At 72.1% G+C, this 22,697-nt stretch carries 17 protein-coding genes; 8 read left to right on the forward strand and 9 right to left on the reverse strand.

The genetic code is table 11. The features are described 5' to 3' along the window. From QWJ90_RS08225 to QWJ90_RS08250, 6 genes are all read right to left on the reverse strand, one after another. The gene (locus tag QWJ90_RS08225; protein ID WP_290107220.1) at positions 1–1,083 is read right to left on the reverse strand and encodes a Gfo/Idh/MocA family protein; all 1,083 of its coding nucleotides are present in this window, start codon (positions 1,081–1,083) and stop codon (positions 1–3) included. Beyond that, a complete protein-coding gene (locus tag QWJ90_RS08230) occupies positions 1,073–2,188 on the reverse strand; it encodes a Gfo/Idh/MocA family protein (RefSeq protein WP_290107221.1) in 1,116 nt (371 codons plus the stop codon). The genes QWJ90_RS08225 and QWJ90_RS08230 overlap by 11 nt, the downstream gene beginning before the upstream one ends. Before the next feature lie 34 nt (positions 2,189–2,222). Beyond that, entirely contained in the window at positions 2,223–2,984 is a 762-nt protein-coding gene (locus QWJ90_RS08235) for a sugar phosphate isomerase/epimerase family protein (RefSeq protein ID WP_290107222.1), read from the reverse strand. A 152-nt stretch (positions 2,985–3,136) separates the two neighbouring features. After that, entirely contained in the window at positions 3,137–4,138 is a 1,002-nt protein-coding gene (locus QWJ90_RS08240) for a sugar phosphate isomerase/epimerase family protein (protein ID WP_290107223.1), read from the reverse strand. Then, on the reverse strand, positions 4,135–5,331 hold the full coding sequence (locus QWJ90_RS08245) for a Gfo/Idh/MocA family protein (protein ID WP_290107224.1): 1,197 nt from the start codon (positions 5,329–5,331) through the stop codon (positions 4,135–4,137). The genes QWJ90_RS08240 and QWJ90_RS08245 overlap by 4 nt, the downstream gene beginning before the upstream one ends. Positions 5,332–5,405: 74 nt before the next feature. Next, positions 5,406–6,464: a substrate-binding domain-containing protein gene (locus QWJ90_RS08250; protein ID WP_290107225.1), complete on the reverse strand. Its 1,059-nt coding sequence runs from the start codon at positions 6,462–6,464 to the stop codon at positions 5,406–5,408. A 309-nt stretch (positions 6,465–6,773) separates the two neighbouring features. Here QWJ90_RS08250 and QWJ90_RS08255 point away from each other — a divergent pair, with 309 nt between their 5' ends. From QWJ90_RS08255 to QWJ90_RS08265, 3 genes are all read left to right on the forward strand, one after another. Beyond that, complete coding sequence (locus QWJ90_RS08255; protein WP_290107226.1) at positions 6,774–8,258, forward strand: sugar ABC transporter ATP-binding protein; 1,485 nt, start codon at positions 6,774–6,776, stop codon at positions 8,256–8,258. After that, positions 8,255–9,295, forward strand: a complete 1,041-nt coding sequence (locus QWJ90_RS08260; protein WP_290107227.1) for an ABC transporter permease — start codon at positions 8,255–8,257, stop codon at positions 9,293–9,295. The genes QWJ90_RS08255 and QWJ90_RS08260 overlap by 4 nt, the downstream gene beginning before the upstream one ends. Before the next feature lie 138 nt (positions 9,296–9,433). Continuing rightward, on the forward strand, positions 9,434–10,624 hold the full coding sequence (locus QWJ90_RS08265) for an ROK family transcriptional regulator (protein ID WP_290107228.1): 1,191 nt from the start codon (positions 9,434–9,436) through the stop codon (positions 10,622–10,624). A gap of 97 nt (positions 10,625–10,721) precedes the next feature. Here the strand turns inward: QWJ90_RS08265 and QWJ90_RS08270 are convergent, their stop codons facing one another. Continuing rightward, positions 10,722–12,947 carry a beta-glucosidase family protein gene (locus QWJ90_RS08270; RefSeq protein WP_290107229.1) on the reverse strand — a complete coding sequence of 742 codons (2,226 nt, stop codon included), beginning with the start codon at positions 12,945–12,947 and terminating at the stop codon, positions 10,722–10,724. Between the two features lie 106 nt (positions 12,948–13,053). Between QWJ90_RS08270 and QWJ90_RS08275 the strand changes: the two genes are divergently transcribed. Next, positions 13,054–14,040 (forward strand): LacI family DNA-binding transcriptional regulator, encoded by a 987-nt coding sequence (locus QWJ90_RS08275; protein WP_290107230.1) that lies wholly within the window; start codon positions 13,054–13,056, stop codon positions 14,038–14,040. A 12-nt stretch (positions 14,041–14,052) separates the two neighbouring features. On the opposite strand, the gene QWJ90_RS08280 is transcribed toward QWJ90_RS08275, so the two are convergent. Together QWJ90_RS08280 and QWJ90_RS08285 are read right to left on the reverse strand one after the other, a co-directional pair. After that, on the reverse strand, positions 14,053–14,871 hold the full coding sequence (locus QWJ90_RS08280) for a M56 family metallopeptidase (RefSeq protein ID WP_290107231.1): 819 nt from the start codon (positions 14,869–14,871) through the stop codon (positions 14,053–14,055). A 10-nt stretch (positions 14,872–14,881) separates the two neighbouring features. Further along, positions 14,882–15,241 carry a BlaI/MecI/CopY family transcriptional regulator gene (locus QWJ90_RS08285; protein WP_290107232.1) on the reverse strand — a complete coding sequence of 120 codons (360 nt, stop codon included), beginning with the start codon at positions 15,239–15,241 and terminating at the stop codon, positions 14,882–14,884. Positions 15,242–15,418: 177 nt separating this feature from the next. Here QWJ90_RS08285 and QWJ90_RS08290 point away from each other — a divergent pair, with 177 nt between their 5' ends. Genes QWJ90_RS08290 through QWJ90_RS08305 form a run of 4 tightly spaced genes read left to right on the forward strand, consistent with a single transcriptional unit; the run spans position 15,419 to position 22,688 of the window. Next, the gene (locus QWJ90_RS08290; protein WP_290107233.1) at positions 15,419–16,999 is read left to right on the forward strand and encodes a cytochrome ubiquinol oxidase subunit I; all 1,581 of its coding nucleotides are present in this window, start codon (positions 15,419–15,421) and stop codon (positions 16,997–16,999) included. A gap of 20 nt (positions 17,000–17,019) precedes the next feature. Beyond that, positions 17,020–18,057 (forward strand): cytochrome d ubiquinol oxidase subunit II, encoded by a 1,038-nt coding sequence (gene cydB, locus QWJ90_RS08295; RefSeq protein ID WP_290107235.1) that lies wholly within the window; start codon positions 17,020–17,022, stop codon positions 18,055–18,057. 5 nt (positions 18,058–18,062) lie between these two features. Further along, positions 18,063–21,695, forward strand: coding sequence for a thiol reductant ABC exporter subunit CydC (cydC, locus tag QWJ90_RS08300; protein ID WP_290107236.1), 3,633 nt, complete (start codon positions 18,063–18,065; stop codon positions 21,693–21,695). A gap of 30 nt (positions 21,696–21,725) precedes the next feature. Beyond that, positions 21,726–22,688, forward strand: a complete 963-nt coding sequence (locus QWJ90_RS08305; protein WP_290107237.1) for a GlxA family transcriptional regulator — start codon at positions 21,726–21,728, stop codon at positions 22,686–22,688. The last annotated feature ends 9 nt before the right edge of the window (positions 22,689–22,697 follow it).

A 22,697-nucleotide genomic window follows, 5' to 3' on the forward strand; every position in this document is an offset into this window, starting at 1 on the left:
TCAGGCGTCGAACGGCGTCGCGACCCACGCGCCGGAGCGCGCGGACTCCACGACCGCCTCGGTGAGCTGCGCGGCCCGCAGGCCGTCGCGGAAGGTGGGCAGCCCCTCGGGCTCGGCGCCCGTCGTGGCCGCGTATGCGTCGGAGACGAACGCGTTGAAGGCGTCCTGATAGCCCATGGGATGGCCCGAGGGCACCCGGCAGAGGCGGGCCGCGTCGGGCGCGAGGAGGCTCTCCTCGCGCGGCAGCAGCAGCGCGCCGTCGCGTCGTCCGATCCAGAGGTCCTCCGGACGCTCCTGCTCGAAGCGGTACGCGGCGTCGCCCGTGTGCACCTCGAGCGTCAGGCCGTTCTTTCGGCCGGCGGCCATCTGGGTGACGAGCGCCGTGCCGGGCGCCCCGCCGGAGAGCTGGAACAGCACGGCCGCGATGTCCTCGTTCTCGACCGGACGGCCATCCCGCTCGTCGTACACGGTCCGCGTGAGCGCGCACAGCCGCACGACCCGCTCCCCCGTGACGAACTCCAGCAGGTCGAACAGGTGCGAGCCGATGTCGGCGAACGCGCGCGACGCGCCCCCCGCCGCGCCCGCGCGCCAGTTGCCGTCCTCCTGCTCGAGCATCCAGTCCTGCAGGTAGGCGGCGTCGATCGAGAGCACGGCCTCGCCGCCGCGCGCGATGCGCGCCCGCGCCTCGCGCACCATCGGGTGATAGCGGTAGACGAAGGGCACAGCTCCCACGACGCCCGCCTCCGTCTGCGCATCGACGAGGCGTCGCGCGTCGGCCGAGGTGGTCGCGATCGGCTTCTCGCAGACGACGTGCTTGCCCGCCGCGAGGGCGGCCAGGGTCTGATCGGCGTGCTGAGCGTTCGGCGTGCACACGTGCACGACGTCGACCGCGGCGTCCGCGAGGAGCGCGTCGACTCCCGAGAACGCGTCCTCGACGTCCAGCTCCGCAGCGGCGCTGGAGGCGCGATCGGGTGACGACGAGGCGAGGCCGCGCAGGCGCGCGCCCGCCGCCCGTGCCGCTCGCGAGTGGACCCGAGCCATGAACCCGCCGCCGAGGAACCCCGCGCCGATGTCAGCGCTCATAGGGAGTCCAGTCCGCCGGGATGGGCTCCGGCCGCTCGATGCGGCTCGTGACGGCCACGCTCTCGCCGGTGGCGACGGAGGTGTCGATGGCGATCATCGTCTCGAGCACGTGCAGGCCGATGTCGCCGGTGGCGCGGTGCGGCTGCCCCGAGCGGATGCCGCGCACCATGTCGACGATGCCGAGACCGCGACCGCCGACGACGCCGTCGGTCGCGAGGTCCTCCCACACCGGCTCGGGCTGGGACACGGTCGGCGCGCGGAGGATGCGCAGCGGCCCCTCGAACATGTTCGGGTCGGGGATGGCGAGGGTGCCCTCGGTGCCCGTGATCTCGACCACGCCCATCCGCGTGAGCGCCGACTCCCAGCTGAAGATGCTGGAGCTGGTGCCGCCGGACTCGAATTCGAGGATGGCGTTGACGTGCGTCGGGACGCTCACGGGGAACTCCGCACCGATGCGCTCCCCGGCGCGGACGGTGCGCGTGGGCGTGCTCGTCAGACCGGCGGCGGATGCGCGCGCGACGGACCCGAAGACGTTCACGAGGGTGGTCAGGTAGTACGGGCCCATGTCGAAGACAGGTCCGGCGCCCGGAGCGAAGAAGAACTCCGGGTTCGGGTGCCAGCGATCGGGCCCGAGGCTCATCATGGCGGTCCAGGCGCCGATCGGGCGGCCGATCTCGCCGCGGGCGATCGCGCGCAGCGCGCTCTGCACTCCCTGCCCGAGGACGGTGTCGGGCGCGATGCCGACGCGCAGCCCCTTCTCGGCCGCGCGGGCGACGAGCTCCTGACCGGAGGCGTAGTCGACCGCGATCGGCTTCTCGCTCCACACGTGCTTGCCGGCCTCGACGGCCGCCAGCGACACCTGCGCGTGGACGGCCGGGATCGTGAGGTTCACGACGAGCTCGACGTCGGGGTGTGCGAGCACCTGGTCGGGCGTTCCGGAGAACCCGACCTCGTGCTTCTGCGCCTGCGCGGCGGCGCGCACGGTGTCGATGTCGCCGACGGCGACCACGCGCACGTCGGGGAACTGCCCCAGGTGCTCGAGATACGTGTCGCTGATCATGCCCGCGCCGATGAAGCCGACGCCGACGGGTTCTCGTTCGCTCACAGGCCTGTCTCCTTCTGTCTGTTCCGGTGCGACGTCACGCGCCGAGCAGCGCCCGCGTGCCCGCGAGGCCCTGGGCGATGCCGTCGAAGATGTCGCCGCGGTACTCGTCGAACTCGACCACGAGCAGCTCCGTCTGCGGCGCCGCCTCGAGGACGGGCTGCCAGGCGATCGCGCCCTGGCCGGCGGGGAGCTGATCCTCGCGGTCCTTGCTCAGGGCCCCGTCGATCTCCGGCGCGTCCTTGATGTGCAGGAAGCGCACGCGCGAGCCGAGCGTCTCCAGGAGCGCGGGCACGTCGGCGCCGCCGACGGCCGCCCAGTACGCGTCGACCTCGAGGGCGACGTCGTCGGGCAGGGCCCCCGCGAGCACCTCGAGCGCGGTCTGGCCGTCGAAGCGGTTCTCGATCTCCCAGTTGTGGTTGTGGTAGCCGAACGACAGCCCGTAGCTGCGCGCCTTCTCCGCGTTCGCCGCCAGCTCGTCGGCGATGCGCAGCACCTCGTCGCGGCTGGTCCACCGCTCCGGCGCGATGAACGGGTCGATGAGGGTCGTCACGCCCAGCGCCTGGGCGGCTTCGAACGCGCGCTCGGGCTCGCCGACGGACAGCGGCGCGTGGGCGGTGGGCGCGGCGAGCCCGTGGGCGGCAAGCGCGGCCTCCAGCTGCGGACGCCACTCGACGATGTTGAACAGCTCGATCTGCGTGAAGCCGATCTCCGCCGCACGCGCGAGGGCGGCGTCGACATCCTGCGCCACGGCGTCGCGGATCGTGTACAGCTGCAGGGCGACGGTGGCGTCGGACATCTTCGTTCTCTTCTCTCGTCGGCGGCGGCGGACGATGCCGCGGATCGCGACGCTACCAGACTTCTGCTTTCTAGCAAGCAAAAGCTGCGCATTTCCCGCGGAATCGGCGCCGCCGCGTCGAGAGGGCGACGGCCCCCTGCGCTGGGGGGCCGCTACTTCGTGGCGAAGGCGGCGTCGAAGGCCGCGTCGGGCGGGGTGATGGCGTTGAGCTTGCGAACGAACGCGAGCGCCTCGGGGGCGCCCTGGAGCCGGTTCATGCCGGCGTCCTCCCACTCCACGCTCGTGGGTCCGTCGTAGCCGATGGCGTTCAGCGCCCGGAACAGCGGCTCCCACGGCACCGCACCGTGACCGGTCGAGACGAACGTCCACCCGCGCCGCGGGTTCGCCCACGGCAGGTGCGAGCCGAGCACCCCGTTCCGGCCATCCAGGTTCGTCACCGACTCCTTCACGTGCACGTGGAGGATGTGGTCGGCGAAATCCAGCACGAACGCGACCGGGTCCAGCTGCTGCCACATGAAGTGCGACGGGTCGAAGTTGATGCCGAACCCCGGCCGGTGCCCGATCGCCTCCAGCGTCGCCTTCGCCGTCCAGTAGTCGTATGCGATCTCCGAGGGGTGGACCTCGAGCGCGAACCGCACCCCGACCTCCTCGAACACGTCGATGATCGGATCCCAGCGGTCGGCGAAGTCCCGGTAGCCGGCGGCGATCATCTCGTCGCTCGCGGGCGGGAACATCGCCACGTACTTCCAGATCGACGACCCCGTGAAGCCCGTCACCGTCCTCACCCCCAGCTTCGCCGCGAGCCGGGCCGTGTTCTTCAGCTCCTCCGCCGCCCGCCGCCGCACACCCTCCGGATCTCCGTCTCCCCACACCCGATCCGACAGGATGTCCCGATGCCGCTGATCGATCGGGTCATCGCACACCGCCTGCCCCTTCAGATGATTCGAGATCGTCCACACCTTCAGCCCGTGGTGCTCGAGGATGTCGAGCCGGTCCTGCACGTACGCGTCGTCATCCCACCGCCACGGGTCCAGATGATCCCCCCAGCACGCGATCTCCAGACCGTCGTACCCCCACTCCCCCGCAAGGCGGCACACCTCCTCAAACGGCAGATCAGCCCACTGACCCGTGAACAACGTCACCGGACGCGTCATCGCGAATCCCTCTCTCCTCCGGTGCTCATGGGCACCTCCATCCAGCGCGCCTCCGCCGACGCGCTCTCCTCGACCGCCGCCAGCACCCGCTGCACATGCAGTCCTTCCTCGAAGGAGGGCGCCGGGGTCGTCCCCGACGCGATGCCCTCGATGAGGTCCTTCACCTGATGCGAGAACGCGTGCTCGTAGCCGAGCATGTGACCGGCGGGCCACCATCCCTCGAGATACGGATGGCCTGGCTCGGTGACGACGATCCGCGTGAATCCCTGCTCGGTCACGGGGGCATCGCGGTCGTAGACCCACAGGACGTTGAGGTCCTCCAGGTCGAAGGCGATGGCTCCGCGGTCGCCGGATAACTCGACCGACAGCGCGTTCTTGCGCCCGGTGGCGAAGCGTGTCGCTTCGAAGCCCGCCAGCGCGCCGCACTCCAGCCGCGCGGTGAACATCGCCACGTCGTCGACCGTGACCGGCCCCATCTCCTCGCCGCCCACGCCCGCGATGCCGATGCGCTCGGTCTCGACCGGGCGCTCGGTCACGATCGTGTCGAGCACGCCCGTCACCCGCTCGATCCGCTGCCCCGTGAGGAACTGCACGAGGTCGACGGCGTGGCCACCGATGTCCCCAAGGGCTCCCGCGCCGGCCTTCTCCTTCTCGAGGCGCCACGACAGCGGCGCCCGCGGGTCGACGAGCCAGTCCTGCCGATACGCCGAGCGCACCTGCTGGACACGCCCGATGCGGCCATCGGCGACGAGGTCTCGCGCGAGCGAGAGCGCCGGCACGCGCCGATAGGTGAACCCCAGCATCGCGACGATGCCGCGTTCCGCCGCGCTCCGCGCGGCCTCGGTCATCCGCTCGGCCTCGGCCACGGTGTTGGCGAGGGGCTTCTCGCACAGCACGTGCTTGCCGGCCTCGAGCGCGGCGATCGCGATCTCGGCGTGGGAGTGGCCGGGCGTGACGATGTCGACGACGTCGATGTCATCGCGTGCGATCACCTCGCGCCAGTCGCTCGCGGCCTCGCGCCATCCCCACGTCCTTGCCGCCTCCGCGACCGCGGTCGCGTCACGGCCGACGATCACCGACAGCTCGACGGCGCTCGGCAACGCGAAGACCCGCGGCGCCGTGCGCCAAGCCTGCGAGTGCGCGGCGCCCATGAAGCCGTGGCCGATCATGGCGACCCGCAGCGTCCTCGTCATGTCTCACCCCTTCGTGCGACTCGGGCGCGAGGCCCGGCTGAACGGGGGCGCCGCCGTCGGCGCCCCCGCGTCGATCAGGACTCGAACGCCAGATCGATGTAGTCGGCGACGTTGTCCTTCGTCACGACCGGCGCGTCGAGCACGATCCGGTACGGCACGCTGGGGGTGACGAGGTCGCTCATCGTCTTCTCCTGGGCGACGAGGCGCGCGAGCGCGATGCCATCCGCGGCCTGCGTCGAAGGGTAGATGACGGTCGCCTTGATGACGCTGTCGTCAGCCTCGATGCGGTCCATCATGTTGACGCTGCCGGCGCCGCCGACGAGGAAGAACTCGTCCCGCCCCGCGGCCTCGATGGCGGCCAGCACGCCGACCCCCTGGTCGTCGTCGTGGTTCCAGATGGCGTCGATCTCCGGGTTCGCCGACAGCAGCTGCGACGCGGCGGACTCGCCGCCCGCGACGGTGAAGTCGGCCGCCACGCGGGGGCCGACCTCGAGATCGCAGTCCTCGAGCGCGTCCGAGAAACCCTGCGAGCGGTCCTGGGTGAGCGGCAGCGAGTCGATGCCGGCGATCTCGGCGACGACGGCGTCGCTCTGCCCCTCCAGCTGCTCGCAGATGTACGTGCCGGCGCTCACGCCCATGCCGTAGTTGTCGCCGAGGATGGTGGATCGCGAGGCGAACGTGCTGGAGAACTCGCGGTCGACGTTGATGACCGGGATCCCCGCCTCCATCGCCTGCAGGGCGACCTCGGTCAGCGCGGCGCCGTCGGTGGGGAGCAGGACGATGGCATCCACGTCCTCGTTGATGAACTGCTCGACGGCGGCGATCTGCTGGCTGGCGTCGTTCGTGCCCTCTGCCTGGCGCAGCTCGACGTCGTCGAAGCTCTCCGCCGCGGCCAGCGCACCGGAATTGATCGCCCCCAGCCAGCCGTGATCGGCCTCGGGGCCCGACCATCCGATGACAACGGTGTCGCCTGAGGCCGCGTTCTCGTCGCTGGACGTCCCCTGCTCGGCGACGTTCTCCTCGGGAGTCGTCTCGCCGCCGTCGCTGGTGCAGCCGGCCAGCAGTCCGACCGCGACGAGGGCCGCAACGCCCGTCACCAGGGAACGAGCGCCGGGTCTACGCATTGTCCGCATGTCTCCTCCTTGAACGTGATGCAGATGCGCCAATGCGTCCCCACGCCGCAGCGCATCCGATTTCGGAGAAGGTGTCCACATTGACGAGGTCAAGCTAACAGAAGCGGGCAAGGGGTGTACAGCTTTCGCTGACGGCTCGTCAGAAGTGCGCCTTACCGCTGTGACGACCGGGGAGAGGCCGGGTCAGCGTGACATTCTGCGAGCGGCGAGCCTCCGCCTCGAAGCCCCCGCTCGCCCCTGTACGACGGATGAGCGAGCTGTTATGTTCATCGCGTGATCAAAGATGACCACCGATCGACATTACTGTCCATGCGCCAGGTGAAGAAGAGCTTTGCAGGCGTGAAGGCACTTCGCGGCGTCGACCTCGACGTCCGCCCCGGCGAGGTGCACTGCCTGCTGGGTCAGAACGGCGCGGGCAAGTCCACACTCATCAAGACGCTTGCGGGCGTTCACCAGCCCGACTCCGGCGAGATCGTCTGGCAGGGCGAGACCGCCGACATCACCCACCCCCAGAAGGCCATCGAGCTCGGCATCGCCACGATGTATCAGGAGCTCGACGTCGTCGACGGCCTGACGATCGCCGAGAACATCTTCCTCGGCCACGAGCTGGACCGCGGCGGATTCACCCGTCGCGCGGAGTCCGCGCGCGAGACCCGGCGCCTGCTCGAGCGACTGGGACACGGCTCCCTCTCCCCGCACACCGAGGTCGGCTCGCTCAGCGCCGCGGAGAAGCAGATCGTGAGCATGGCGCGCGCCCTGTCGCACGACATCAAGCTCATCGTGATGGACGAGCCCTCCGCCGTGCTCGACGCCGAGGAGGTGCGGAAGCTCTTCCACGTCGTCCACGAGCTCACAGCGCAGGGGATCGCCGTGATCTACATCACGCATCGTCTCGAGGAGATCCGCACGATCGGCGATCGAATCACGGTGCTGAAGGACGGCCGCAGCATGGCGAGCAATCTCGCCGTCGCCGACACCCCCACCGATGTCCTCATCCGCCACATGACTGGCCGGACCGTCGAGAACGTCTTCCCTCCGGCCATCCCGCTGCCGGCGGATGCCCCCGTGCTGCTCGAGGTGGACGGCCTCGCTCTCGACGGCGTCTTCGAGGACGTGTCGTTCTCGGTCCGTGCCGGAGAGGTCGTCGGGCTCGCCGGGCTGGTCGGCTCCGGGCGCTCGGAGATCGTCGAGACGGTGTACGGGGCACGCCGCGCCACCTCCGGCACGGTGCGAATCGCCGGGAAGACACTGCCGCGCGGCTCCGTCGCCGCGGCGGTGGCCGCTGGCGTGGGACTCAGCCCCGAGGAGCGGAAGTCGCAGGGACTCGTGCTCGGCGAGCCGATCTTCCGCAACGTGACCCTGTCGTCGTTCGGGCGGCACGCGAAGGGCGGCTTCCTCGACGAACGGGCCGAGCGGCGCGTCGCGCGCGAGCAGATCGAAGCGCTGGAGCTGCGCCCGGCCGATCCCGACCGCCCCGCCGCGACCCTGTCGGGCGGCAACCAGCAGAAGATCCTGCTCGCGCGCTGGCTTGTCCACGGCAGCCGCGTGCTGCTGCTCGACGAGCCCACGCGTGGCGTCGACGTGGGCGCGCGCGCGGAGATCTACGGACTCATCCGACACCTCGCCGCTGCCGGCCACGCCGTCGTCGTCATCTCCAGCGAGATCGAGGAAGTGCTCGGCCTCGCGGACACCGTGCTCGTCGTCGGCGACGGACACGTCCTCGCCGCTCTTCCCGCCTCGGAGATCGACGAGCACGGCGTGCTAGATCTCGTCATGAAAGGAGCTGCGGCATGAGCGCGCAGACGTCCCCGGATCTCGCCGACCCCACCACGGCCACCGTGACCACCGCGCCCGCATCGCCCCTGCGCCGGCTCTTCTCGAGCTCCGCCGGGCGCAACCTCGGCCTTGTGGTGGCGCTGCTCATCATCGTCATCGTCGGCGCGATGACCGCGCCCGGCACCTTCACCACGTTCGACAACGCGCTCGTCATCCTGCGCCAGGCGTCGATCATCGGCGTGATCAGCATCGGCATGACCTTCGTGATCATCTCCGGCGGCATCGACCTGTCGGTCGGCGCGGTGACGGCGCTCGCCTCGGTGGCGGCGTCGCTGGCCGTCGTGCAGGACCTCGCGGACTCGATCCACTGGACCCTGATGATCCTCATCGCCCTCCTCATCGGCCTCGGAGCGGGGCTCATCAACGGCGTCGTCGTCGCCTACGGCCGAGTCGCGGCGTTCATGGCCACACTCGCGATGCTCGTCGGCGCCCGCGGAGTGGCGGAGATCCTCGCCGACAACCGCACCCTCGTCATCTCGGACCGCGACTTCGTGCGCGCACTCAACGTCGACATCCTGGGCGTCGACATCCTCATCTGGATCTTCGCCCTGGTCGCGGTCGCGGGCTGGCTGCTCCTGAACCGCACCACGTTCGGCCGCCGCACGGTGGCGATCGGCGGCAACCGCGAGGCCGCGCGCCTCGCGGGCATCAAGGTGAAGCGGCACACCGTGTGGCTCTACGCCCTCTCTGGGCTCACCGCGGGCATCGCGGCCGTGATGATCCTCGGGCGCACCACGGCCGGCACCTCGACGCACGGGACCCTGTGGGAGCTCGACGCCATCGCCGCTGTCGTCGTCGGCGGCACCCTCCTCATCGGCGGCCGCGGCACGATCACCGGCACCGTGTTCGGGGTGCTGATCTTCGCCACGCTGTCGAACGTCTTCGTGCAGAACAACCTCTCCTCCTCGGTGCAGGCCGTGGCGAAGGGCGTCATCATCGTCATCGCCGTGCTCCTGCAGCAGCGCTTCGCGGCGCGGGACACGCGCTCGAGCTGAGCCGTGGACGACGGGCAAGCGGCGCGAACCGACACCGCTTCGCCCGTCGTCGCAGCATGAGGGAGCGGACGCGCACGTAGGATGACGTGTCCGTGTCGAGCCGCGATCTTCTGCGGCGGCGCAGGGAGAGGAAGCGACATGCCAGAGGGATCGACGGGCCGCGCCGATGTCGGTCAGCTGTTCCAGCTGCTGCGCGACGGCGTGCCGCGCACGCGCGCAGAGCTGGCGAAGTCGACGGGGCTCGCCCGATCGACCGTCGCCGCGCGCGTGGACGAGCTCATGAGGATGGGGCTCATCACCCCCGCGGCCGACGCGGTGTCCACGGGCGGTCGCCCGCCCTCGCAGTTCGCCCTGAACCCGGCGGCCAAGGTCGTCGTCGCGGCCGACCTCGGCGCTTCGCACGCGACCGTCGCGATCACCGACCTGACCGGCGCTGTCCTGTCCGAGCACAGCGAGCGCATCGTCATCTCGGATGGCCCGGAGCCGGTCCTGACGTGGCTGATCGAGAGCGCGCATCGGCTGCTGGAGGAGACGGGGCGCGGCGAGGCCGACGTGGCGGCGATCGGCATCGGCCTGCCCGGCCCGGTGGAGTTCTCCACGGGCCAGCCGGTGAACCCGCCGATCATGCCGGGCTGGGACCGGTTCGACGTGCCCGGATGGGTGCGCTCACACCTTCCCGTGCCCGTGCCGGTCCTCGTCGACAACGATGTGAACATCTCCGCGCTCGGCGAGCGCGCCACGTCCTGGCCCGGCGCCGACCACTTCATGTTCGTGAAGGTCGCCACCGGCATCGGCGCCGGCATCATCTCCGGAGGTCGGCTGCAGCGCGGCGCGCAGGGCATCGCGGGAGACATCGGCCATGTCCGCGTGGCTCGCGGCGTCGACATCCCCTGCCAGTGCGGCAACACCGGCTGCCTCGAAGCGCTCGCCTCCGGGCCCGCGCTCGCGCGCGCGCTCAGCGAGCGTGGCGTGATCGCGCGGAGTGGAGGCGATGTCGTGGAGCTCGTCAAGCACGGCAACCTCCAGGCGATCCAGGCGGTCCGCCAGGCCGGACGCGACATCGGCGAGATCCTCACGGCGTCGGTGAGCCTCATCAACCCGTCGGTCATCGCCATCGGCGGGTCGATGGCACGCGTGGGCGAGCACCTCATCGCCGGGGTGCGCGAGATCGTCTACACGCGCTCGACGCCGCTGGCGACCGAGCATCTGTCGATCGTGCAGTCGGCGGCGGCGGACCGGGCGGCGGTCGTGGGCGCGAGCATGCTCGCGGTGGAGCACGCGCTCTCCCCCGCAGGCCTCACCACGAGCTTCGGCCGCGTCGCGGTCTGACACCGCTCACGCCCCGCGCACGCCTCCGCTCACAGCCCCGCGGAAACGCGGGAGGGGTCCGCGCATCGTCACGACGCGCGGACCCTCCCGATGCGGGTCAGACGCGGGTGAGGAGCTCCCGGACGACCTCCGTGCCGTCGACCTCGCCGCCGAAGCCCAGCAGCGTGCGCAGCGGCATCGACTCCAGCATCCGCACCATCTCCTCGTCGGAGATGATCGCGGCCACCTGAGCGCCCTGCTGACCGAGCGCCTCCGCCAGCACCTCGGCGCCCTGCGGGTGGCGCTGCCAGTCGCCCACGGTCGACTCGGCGTCGAGCGAGAAGACCGGAGCGGGCACGTCGAGCTCGATCGTCTCGGCCGCCGCGATGTCACGCGAGGACGTGCCGACCTCGACCGTGAACGCGCCGGGCTCGACGGTCCAGCCGTCCTCGCCCCAGAACGCGAACGCGCGGTCGTCGAGAGCGAGGCTCACGCGCGTCGACTCGCCGGCGGCGAGGCGCACCTTCTGGAACGCCTTCAGCTCGCGCACCGGGCGGTCGACCGAGGCCTCCGGGTCGCCCACGTAGACCTGCACGACCTCCGCGCCCGCGCGCGAGCCCGTGTTCGTCACGGTCACCTCGACGACGGCGTGCGCGCGGCCGGACTCGGGAACCGACACCGCGACATCCGACAGCTCGAAGGTCGTGTAGCCGAGACCGAAGCCGAACGGGAAGGCCACGTCGCGCTCGGTCATGTCGTACCAGCGGTAGCCGACATAGATGCGCTCGCCGTAGACGACCTTCTTCGGCGTGCCGGGGAAGTTGACGTGCGCGGGGTTGTCGGCGAGGCGCAGCGGGATGGTCTCGGCCAGGCGCCCGCCGGGCTCTGCGATCCCGAACAGCACGTCGGCGGCTGCCGAACCGGAGGCCTGGCCGCCCAGCCACGCCTCGAGGATGGCCGGGACGCGGCCCGCGATGCCGTCGAGCGAGACCACGGAGCCGTTCGAGAGCACGACGACGACGTTCGCGTTCACCGCGACGACCGCGTCGAGCAGCTCGCGCTGCACGGCGGGCAGGTCGAGGTGGGTGCGGTCGAAGCCCTCCGACTCCTCCGCATCGGGCAGCCCGAGGAAGAGCACGACGGTCTCGGCGCCGCGGGCGGCGGTGACGGCCTCGGCGACGAGCGCGGCGTCGGACTGACCGTCCAGGCGGAAGCCAGCCGCGAACGCGACGTCGCGGCTGGTCGCCTCGCGGACGGCCTCGAGCGCGGTGTCGAGGCGGGTGGGGTTGATGTGCGAGCTGCCGGCGCCCTGGTAGCGCGGCGCGCGCGCGAATTCGCCGATGACGGCGATCGCGCCGCCCTTCTCGGCCGAGAGCGGGAGGACAGCGCCCTCGTTGGCGAGGAGCACGGTGCTCTCGGCCGCGATGCGCCGCGCGAGGGCGTGGTGCGCCTCGAAGTCGACGGCCTCGGTCGCGCCGCGGTCGGCGCGGAGGCGGTCGTGCACGGCGAGGATGCGCGAGACGGCGAGGTCGATCGCGGCCTCGTCGAGTTCGCCCGCCTCGAGGGCGGCGCGGACGTCGGCGGCGTGGCGCCCGCCCGCGGCGGGCATCGTGAGGTCGAGACCCGCGGCGACGGCGGCCGGCGGGTTGTTGACGGCGCCCCAGTCGGAGACGACGTAGCCCTGGTAGCCCCACTCGTCGCGCAGGACGTCGGTGAGGAGCCAGCGGTTCTCCGACGCGTAGACGCCGTTGATGCGGTTGTACGAGCACATGACCGTCGCGGGCTGCGCCTCCTTCACCGTGCGCTCAAACGCGGGGAGGTAGATCTCGCGGAGGGTGCGCTCGTCGACCTCCGCGCTGATGCGCATGCGCTCGAACTCCTGGTTGTTCGCGGCGAAGTGCTTGAGCGAGGCGCCCACGCCCTGCTGCTGGACGCCGCGCACCCAGGCCGAGCCGAGCGCGCCGGCCAGCAGCGGGTCCTCGGAGAAGTACTCGAAGTTGCGCCCGCACAGGGGCGAGCGCTTGATGTTGACGCCCGGGCCGAGCAGCACGTCGACGTCGAGCGCACGGCTCTCGCGACCGAGGGCCTCGCCCATCTCGACGAGGAGCTCGGGGTCCCACGTGGACCCGGTCGCGGCCGCGGTCGGGAACGCGGTGGCGGGGTGGCTGTCGTTGATGCCGAGGTGGTCTGCGGCACCGGACTGCAGGCGCACGCCGTGCGGGCCGTCCGTCAGGGTCGCGCCCTCGATCTCGGCGTGCTCGATGCCGCGAGTGGACCAGAAGGTGTCGCCCGTGAGCAGGGAGATCTTCTCATCGAGGGAGAGGCGGGAGACGGCTGGGTGCATGGGGAGGCCTTTCTCGGTCCGTGCCGGACCTCGTCGCCGAGGTCGCTTACGCGCTTCAGTATGGGGTTGAATGTACCCCGAGCCCTTTCCGAACGCAAGGAAGCGCATGGCCCCTCCCTCTTCCCGCGGCACCCGCGCCGTCCGGGTGACCGCCGCCGACGTCGCCGCCGCGAGCGGGGTCTCTCGCGCCACCGTGAGCTACGTGCTCAACGACACCCCGGGACAGACGATCCCGGAGACGACCCGGCGACGCGTCATGCAGGCGGCCGCCGACCTCGGCTACGTGCCGAGCGTCCATGCGCGCGCCCTCGCGTCGGGGAGCACGGGCATCGTCGTGATCGACACCAGCACCATCCCCCACGGCGAGCTCGTCGCGAACGCGACCCGCGCGCTGTCGCGCGCACTCGTCGAGCGCGGCTACGTGCCGGTGGTGAACCAGTACACCGGCGCCGACGCAGGCGGCGAGGTGCTCGTCGCGCTCGCCGAGCGGCTGCGCCCGGAGGTCGTGCTGGCTCTCGGCGATCTGGATCCCGCGCTCGTCGCTCGGCTCGAGGGCATGGGCGTCGCGCGCGTCGTGGCGGCATCGTCGCAGGACCACATCGGCGTGATGGCGACGCTGCAGGTGGCGCATCTCGCCGAGCACGGGCATCGGTCGCTCGTCTACGTCGCGCCGCCCGAGCCGGAGCTCGCGGGGCTCTCCGAGCTGCGGCTGGCCGCCGCCCGCGCAGAGGCGACCGCACGCGGGGTCGCGCTCACGGCCATCCCGCTCGCCGAGCAGGAGCCGCTGGCCGCCGAGCTCGTGCGGCTGCGTGCCGCGGGGGCGACGGCCGTCGCGGCGTACAACGACGAGGTGGCCGTGGGCGTGCTCGGCGCCGCGCGCCGCGCGGGCATCGCCGTGCCGGTCGAGCTCGCCGTCATCGGGATCGACGACCTGCCGCTCGCCCGTCGCACCCACCCGCAGCTCACGACCGTCTCGCAGAGCGACGGCGACCATCCGCAGATCGGGCCGGAGCAGATCGACGCCGTCCTCGCCGGCGAGCAGCCGATCCTCCCGCCGGTGCGGCCGCGCGTCGTGGTCCGCGGCTCGGTCTGAGGTCGCGACCGACTACGCGGCGAGGCGGCGGAAGCGGTCGCTCACGCGCGTCGATCCCGACACCACGACCTCGGCGCCGGCGACGCCCGGGGCGCCGACATGCAGGATGGCCCTGGCCAGGACCTCGTCGCGCACCTCGCGTCGCGCATGATCGTCCGCCAGCATCTCCACGAGCGCGGCGACCTCGGCCTCCGCGCGTGCGGCGATCGGGAACCACGGCAGCGCCGCACGCCAGGCGCGGAAGGCCAGCAGCAGCAGGTCGTGCCGCTGCTCGACGTGCGCGCGCTCGTGCGCGATGACCGCCACGAGCTCGTCGGCGTCGAGGCGGTCGAGAAGCCCCCGCGACAGCACCGTCACCGAGCCGACGCCGCGCGGCAGGCAGTACGCCACCGGCACGGCGTCGTCGAGCACGCGCGTGCGGGCACGCGTCGGGTGCGGCGACGACAGCAGATCCAGCAGCGACAGGTGGCGGCGGCGCTGGCGCACCACCTGCACGATCGTCACGGCGAGGTGGATGAGCAGGTACAGCGCGAAGGCCCCCGCAGGAGCGAGCGCGAGCAGATGGCGGCCAGGGGCGGCCGCGTAGCCGGCGAGCGCGAGGGCGCCGATCATCGACAGTCCGCCGGCGAGGCCGATCGCCTGCCACAGCAGCAGCGCGATGACGGGCGCCCGCATCGGCCACACCGCCCGCGACAGGACGACCGGCACGGGCCAGGCCAGCGCGAGCGCGAAGAGGCCGAGCGCGACCGCGCTCCACACGATCATCTCGTGCGGGATGACGAGGGCCCCGTCGAGCCCGGAGGCCACGGCGTCGGCCGCGAAGCGCGTCACGGGCGCTCGCTCAGACCGCGCCGCGCAGCAGCTTGCGGAGCACGGCCGCGTCCTCCTCGGAGACGCCGCCGACGAACCGCTCGAGCACGGCCATCCGGTCGGCGGATTCGCCGAGCACCTCGTGCATGAGCTCGGCCACGTGGTCCGCGCGCGAGGCGACGGGCGTGTAGCGATGCGGCCGCACGGAGCGATCGGAGGCGACGAAGCCCTTCTTCTCGAGGCGCGACAGCACGGTCAGCAGGGTCGTCGCGGCGAGCGCGCGCCCCTGCTCCAGCTCGAGTCGGTCCTTGACGTCGTACGCGGTCAGGGGCATATCCGCATCCCACACCGCGTCCATGACGGCGCGTTCGAGTTCGCCCAGCGTTCCCATGCGCACCTCCCTGCTTCCCGATCCTCGCGACCACGGCCATCCGCACCGGTCGTGATCTGCCGCAATTCTACCCCCGGTCGAACTTGTTCTACGATCAGTCGAACTAGTTCTACAAGGCGTAGAATTAGACGTGGTCGAGCGAGGCGCCCGACCCGATCCCCCCGAAGGAGAACCCGCGTGGACGTCCTCGACATCGCCCGCTGGCAGTTCGGCATCACCACCGTCTACCACTTCCTCATGGTCCCGCTCACGATCGGGCTCGGCATGAGCGTCGCGATCTTCCAGTCCGCCTGGGTGCGCACGGGCGATGAGCGGTTCCTGCGCATGACGAAGTTCTGGGGGAAGCTCTACCTCATCAACTTCATCGTCGGCGTGGCGACCGGCCTCGTCCAGGAGTTCCAGTTCGGGATGGCCTGGAGCGAGTACTCGAGGTTCGTCGGCGACGTGTTCGGCGCCCCGCTCGCCCTCGAGGGGCTGCTGGCGTTCTTCGTGGAGTCGACGTTCCTCGGCGTGTGGATCTTCGGATGGGGCCGCCTGCGGAAGGGCATCCACCTCGCCGCTCTCTGGTGCGCCGTGGTCGGCTCCTGGGTCTCGGCGTACTTCATCATCGTCGCGAACTCGTGGATGCAGCACCCCGTCGGCGTCGAGCTCGGCGACGACGGCCGCCCGGTCATGACCGACATCTGGGCGGTGCTGACGAACAACACCGCGATCGCCGCGTTCACGCACACGATCCTCGGCGCGCTGGTCGTCGCCGGCATGTTCCTTCTCGGGCTGTCCTGGTATCACCTGTGGCGGCGGCGCCACGACGGCATCGACTCCGTCGACGACGACGGGCGCGTCATCGTCGGACGAGCGGATGTCCCGGGTCGCGACGAGAAGGATCACGGCGTCTGGCTGTGGTCGCTCCGCTTCGGCGCGGTCGTCGCCATCCTCGGCTTCGCGGGCACCGTCATCTCCGGCGACGTCCAGGGCAAGCTCATGTACGAGCAGCAGCCCATGAAGATGGCCGCGGCGGAGGCCGCCTGCCACACCGGCTCGTCCTTCTCCGTGCTGTCCCTCGGCGACCCCGGCTCGTCGGACTGCTCCGATGTCGTCACCCTCATCGAGATCCCCGGCGTCCTGGGCTTCCTCGGCACCGGCGAGTGGGGCGCGGAGATGCCCGGCATCAGCGACCTCGAGCCGCAGTACGTCGACCAGTACGGCGAGACCATCCCCGACGACGCGCTCTACGGCGACCGGGCCGGCAGCGAGGTGCAGTACGTACCGGTCATGTGGATCACGTACTGGGGCTTCCGGCTCATGATCGGGCTCGGCGGCATCGTCGCGGGCGCCGCCGTCATCGCGCTGTGGCTCACCCGCAAGGGGACCGTGTCGCGCTCGCCCTGGATCATGCGCCTCGCGCTCCTGGGCATCCTCGCCCCGTTCGCGGCCAACATCGCGGGCTGGATCTTCACCGAGATGGGCCGCCAGCCGTTCGTCGTCGCACCGAACCCCGACGCCACGGGCGTCGACGGGGTGTTCATGTTCACGGCGGCGGCCGTGTCGCCCGGCGTCACGGCCGGCGAGCTGCTGTTCTCCGTCATCTCGCTGGCGGCCGTGTACGCGGTGATGCTCGTCTTCGAGCTCTTCCTGCTCGTGAAGTACGTGCGCGGCGGGGTGGCGAGCGCCATGCCGGAGCTCGCTCCCGCGCATGATCGCGACGACCATCCGGATGGCGACGGACCGCGGGACGACGTGCTCGCGTTCGCCTACTGATCGACTGCAGAGGAACCCCCATGGATGCTCTTCCCGTCTTCTGGTTCATCGCCATCGCCGCCCTCTGGACCGGCTACCTCCTGCTGGAGGGCTTCGATCTCGGCGTCGGCATGCACATGCTCTTCGGCACCCGCGAGGAGCGCGACCGCCGGGTCATGCTCAACACGATCGGCCCCGTGTGGGACGGCAACGAGGTGTGGCTCATCACCGCGGGAGCTGCGACCTTCGCCGCATTCCCGCACTGGTATGCGTCGCTGTTCTCCGCGCTCTACATCCCGCTGACGATCACCCTCATCGGGCTGATCATCCGCGCGGTGGGCATCGAGTACCGCGGCAAGGTCGCGACCGCCCGGTGGGCGCGCTTCTGGACGCGGTGCATCGGCATCGGCTCGGTCATCGTCACGTTCTGCGTGGGCGCAGCCCTCGCTCTCACCTCGACGGGCCTGCCACTCGACGAGAACGGCAACCGCGTCGGCGGGCCGTTCGTGTGGCTCACGCCGCCGGCGATCATCGGCGGCCTCGCGGTCGTCGGCTTCGCCCTCGCGCACTCCTCGACCTTCCTCGCACTGAAGTCGGATGGACCCGTCCGCGCCCGCGCGGGCCGGTTCTCCTCTCGATGGGCGCCGCTCTGCCTGACCCCCGCCGCGGTCTGGGCGCTGTGGGTGCAGTTCGCGCACGGCGGCACGCTGCTGTCCTGGGCGCTCGTCGTGCTCGCGGTGGCGGCCGCGGTCTGGGGATGGTCGAACGCGCGCCGCCGCCGTGAGGGCCGCGCCTTCATCGGGTACGCCGGGTTCGGCGTCTTCGGCGTCACCGCGATCTTCGCCGGCATGTTCCCGCGCGTGCTGCCCTCGACGATCGACCCGGCCTTCGACCTCACCGTGTGGACGGCGTCGAGCGGCCAGTACACGCTGGGGGTCATGACCGTCGTCGCGTGCGTGGGCCTTCCGGTCGTCCTCGTCTACCAGGCGTGGAGCTACTGGGTCTTCCGCCGTCGGGTGACCCCGGGGATGATCCCGGACGTGCACGTCGTGCTCCCGGCGATCCTCCGCGCCAAGTGAGCGGCATGACCACCCCGGACGCCGAGCGAGCGGAGCGAGACGAAATCCGGGCCCTCCGTCCGGACGTTGAGCGAGCGGAGCGAGACGAAATCCGGGCCCTTCGTCCGGACGTTGAGCGAGCGGAGCGAGACGAAACGCCGCAGCCCGCCCTCGACAACGGCTCACCCCGTTTCGTCTCGGTCGCTGGCGCTCCCTCGCTCAACGTCCGAGAGGGGGACGCGGAGCGAGACGAAATCCGGACCCTCCGTCCGGACGTTGAGCGAGCGGAGCGAGACGAAACGACGCGACCCGACGTCGACCCCTGGGTCCTCGAGGCGAAGCGCGCCGCGGGTGCGCCCGGCTTCCGGCGCCCCGACATCGGCCCGGTCCCCCGTGCGCGGCTCGTCGCCCTCGGCGCGCTGGCCGCGCTCCGAGCGCTCGGCCTCGTCCTCATCGCCGACGCCATCGCCCGCGGCATCGCCGCCCTCGCCGCCGGCGGCCTCGACACCGCGGCCGCGCGCGCCATCCTCATCGCCGGAGTCTTGGGAGCGCTGCTGCGCGCGGGCGCCGAATGGGCCACCGCCGTCACGGCGCGTCGGGTCGCGAGCGAGGTGAAGCGCGACCTCCGCTCCCGGCTCTGGCGACGCATCGCGGGCGGTGACGCGTCCGGCGGCGGCACCGCCGTGCTGGCCGCCGACGGACTCGACGACCTCGACGACTACTACGTGCAGTCCATCCCCGCGCTCATCGCCGCGGCGGTCGTTCCGCTTGTCGTGGGTCTGCGGATCCTCGGCGCCGACTGGATCAGCGCGGGCGTCGTGGTCCTCACCGTGCCGCTCGTGCCGCTGTTCATGATCCTCATCGGCAAGCACACGCAGCAGCGCACCGACGCCGCGCTCTCGGCTCTCACGCGTCTCGCGGACCACCTCGCCGAACTCGCTCGCGGACTCCCCGTGCTCGTCGGCCTCGGCCGGGTGGAGGAGCAGACGGATGCCCTCGACGGCATCCAGCGCGCCTATCGCACGCGCACGCAGGAGACCCTTCGCTGGGCATTCCTCTCCGCGCTCGCACTCGAGCTCATCGCGACGATCTCCGTCGCGCTCGTCGCGGTGCTCCTCGGCATCCGCCTGCTGAACGGCACCGTCGAGCTGGCCCCGGCCATCCTCGCTCTCGTCCTCGCGCCCGAATGCTACGCCGCCCTCCGGGAGGTGGGGACTGCGTTCCACGCCTCGCAGGACGGCCTCGCCGCCCTCGACCGCGCGAAGGCGCTGCTGGCGCGGCCCGCTTCGCGGGACGTCCGCGACGGCGGCGCCTCCGCGGCGGTCCGGATCGAGAACCTCGCCGTCCGGTACGCCGGCCGCGAGCACGACGCCTTCGCCCCGGTCACGACCGACCTCTCCGGCATCGTCTCGGTCGTCGGGCGCAGCGGCGCCGGCAAGTCGACGCTGCTCGCGGCGCTGACCGGCACACTCCCCGCCGACGCTGCGGTGACCGGGCGGATCGTGGGCCTCGGGGCGGATGGCGTGGGCTGGGCACCGCAGGCCCCCCGCGGCTTCGCGGGCACTCCAGCCGAGGAGCTCGCCCTCTACGGCGCTGCGGACCCGCTCGGTGCGCTGAACGAGCTCGGCCTCGCGCACGTGGCAGCCGCGTCGATCGCCGAGCTGAGCCCGGGCGAGGTCCGCCGTCTGGCCGTGGCGCGCGCCCTGGCGCGCGTGGATGCGGGCGCTCGCCTGCTCGTGCTCGACGAGCCGACCGCGCATCTCGACCGGACGTCGGCGGATCGCGTGCGCGCGGCCATCCGTCGCCGCGCGGAGCGGGCGACCGTCGTCCTCGCGAGCCACGAGCCGGAGACGCTCGCCCTCGCGACGCTCACCCTCGCCCTCACCCCGGTCGCCCCCGCGGCCGTGTCTCACTCCGCGCGGCCATCCGCCCCCGATACCCGCAGCGACCGAGACATGGGCACCCCCGCACCCGCCCCCATGTCTCACTCGGCGCGGCTATCGGAGCGGCATACCCGCAGCAACCGAGACACGGCGGATCAGGCGAGGGGCCTCAGCCTGCTCTCGCTCCTCCGGCCCGAGCTTCCCGCATGGGCGGGAGCGGTCGGGCTCGGCGTCGTCGCCACCGGACTCGGACTCGCGCTCACGGCGGTGTCGGGATGGCTGATCGTGCGCGCGAACGTGGAGGAGTACATCATGTACCTCCTCGTCGCGATCGTCGGCGTGCGGGCGTTCGGCATCGGCCGCTCGGTCGGCCGGTACGCCGAGCGGCTCGTCACGCACCGCGCGGCGTTCCGCACGGTCGACGGACTGCGCCTGCGGCTGTGGCGCGCGATCGCCGCCCGCGGCGCGGGATCCCGCCGCCTCCTCGAGGGCGGCGCGCCGCTGGACTACCTCGTCACGCTCGCCGACGACCTGCGCGACCAGCTGCCGCGCGTCGTCGCACCGCTCGCGATCGGCGTGCTGGCCGCGCTCGGCGCGGTGGTGACGACCTGGTTCGTCGTGCCGCACCTGACCGTGCCCGTCCTCGTCGTGCTGACCGCGGCCCTCGCGCTCGCGGCCTGGCTGTCGTCCGTCGCCGAGCGGGGCGCCGGGCGCGCTCGCGTCGCCGCCCGATCCGAGATCGTCCGCGGCACCGCCGCCCTTGCCGCCGCATCCGCCGACCTCCGCGGCAACGGGATGGCCCCCGCCGCGCTCGACGCGCTCGACGCCGCCGCCGCTCGACTCGCGGACGCCGAACGCCGCGCCTCCTGGGCCGGCGGGCTCGGCACCGCCGTCGTCACCGCGGCCACGGCCATCCTCGCGGTCGTCGTCGCGCCGCTCTCCCCCGGCGTCCCCGCCGAGAGCGCCTCCGTCATCGCCCTCCTCGCACTCGCGCTCCTGGACCCGCTCGCCGGATTCGTCGCCGCCGCACAGCGCGTACCGGCCCTGCGCGAGGTGATCGGCCGCCTGGCTCCCGTGCTGCGTCCCGCGCCCACCGCCGCGTGGGGCGAGCAGCAGCCCGAGGGTCCCGTGCACGCCGTCGACCTCGACGCCGTCGCCGTGCAGTATCCCGGCGCGGACCATCCGGCCGTGTCGGATGTCTCGGGCACGGCGGCCGCCGGGCGCTGGCTCGTCGTCGCGGGGCCGTCGGGGTCGGGCAAGTCCACGCTGCTCTCGGCGATCATGGGCGCGCTTCCCGTCGCACGCGGCGCGATCCGCGCCGACGGCGCCGCGCTCACGTCGCTCGACGAGCGCGCCTGGCGTGGCCGCGTGGCCTGGTGCCCGCAGGACGCGTACGTCTTCGACTCCACCCTCCGCGGCAACCTCCTCCTCGCCCGCGGCCATGACGAGGCACTCGACGACGCGACGCTGCAGGACGCGCTGATCCGGGTCGGGCTCGGACCGCTGCTCGCTTCGCTGTCGGATGGCCTGAGCACGCGGGTGGGAGCGGCCGGCTCCGCGCTCTCCGGCGGCGAGCGCCAGCGACTCGCGGTCGCGCGGGCGCTGCTGGCGCGAGCCGATGTCATCCTCCTCGACGAGCCGACCGCGCACCTCGACGCCCCGACCGCCGCGACCATGATGGCGGACGTCCGCGCCGCGACCGAAGACCGGGTCGTCGTGCTCGTCTCGCACCGCGACGAGGACCGGCGCCCCGACGACGCCCTCGTGCACCTCTGATCGGCGTCGCCCGCGTGCGAGAGTAGTGCGGTGACCGATCCCGCCGCGGACCTCCGGCGCGTGGCCGTCGTGGTGCTCGAGGGCGCGAAGCCGCTCGATGTCGGCATCCCCGCGCAGGTGTTCACGACGCGCGCGAGCATGCCCTACGAGGTGCGCGTCTGCGGCGCGGCGCCCGGACTCGTCACCGGTGGCGACGGCCTGTCGTATCACGTGGCCCACGGGCTCGAGGCGCTGGAGTGGGCGGATCTCGTCTTCATCCCGGGCTACCGCCGCCCCGATCAGGACGACCCCCCGGCGGCCGTCGTCGACGCGCTGATCGCCGCGCACACCCGCGGCGCCCGGCTCGCGGCCATCTCGACGGGCGCCTTCGCGCTCGCGGCGACCGGCCTCCTCGACGGCCGCCGCGCGACCACGCACTGGCACTACACGCGCGCGCTCGCCCGTGGGCACCCGCGCATCCGCGTGGATGAGAACGTCCTGTTCGTCGACGAGGGGAGCGTCCTGACCTCCGCCGGCGCGGCGTCCGGCATCGACCTGTGTCTGCACATCCTGCGGGCGGATCTCGGCGTCGCCGCCTCCAATCACGCCGCCCGCCGCCTCGTCGCGGCGCCGTACCGCAGCGGCGGGCAGGCGCAGTACGTGCCCCGCAGCGTGCCCGAGCCCATCGGCGAGCGCTTCGCCGCGACGCGGGAGTGGGCGCTCCATCGCCTCGGCGACCCGCTCACGCTCGAGACGCTCGCGCGTCACGCCGCGGTGTCCGCGCGCACTTTCTCACGCCGGTTCCTCGAGGACACCGGCTACACCCCCATGCAGTGGGTGATGCGCGCACGCATCGATCTCGCGCGCGAACTGCTGGAGCGGTCGGAGCTCGGCATCGAGCAGATCGCCGCCGACGTCGGCCTCGGCACCGGGGCCAACCTGCGGCAGCACTTCCAGCGCATCCTCGGCACCACTCCGACCGACTACCGCCGCACCTTCACCCGCGGCGGATGAGGCTAGGTG

This window comes from Microbacterium oryzae, from assembly GCF_030406385.1.
GTDB lineage: Bacteria > Actinomycetota > Actinomycetes > Actinomycetales > Microbacteriaceae > Microbacterium > Microbacterium oryzae_A.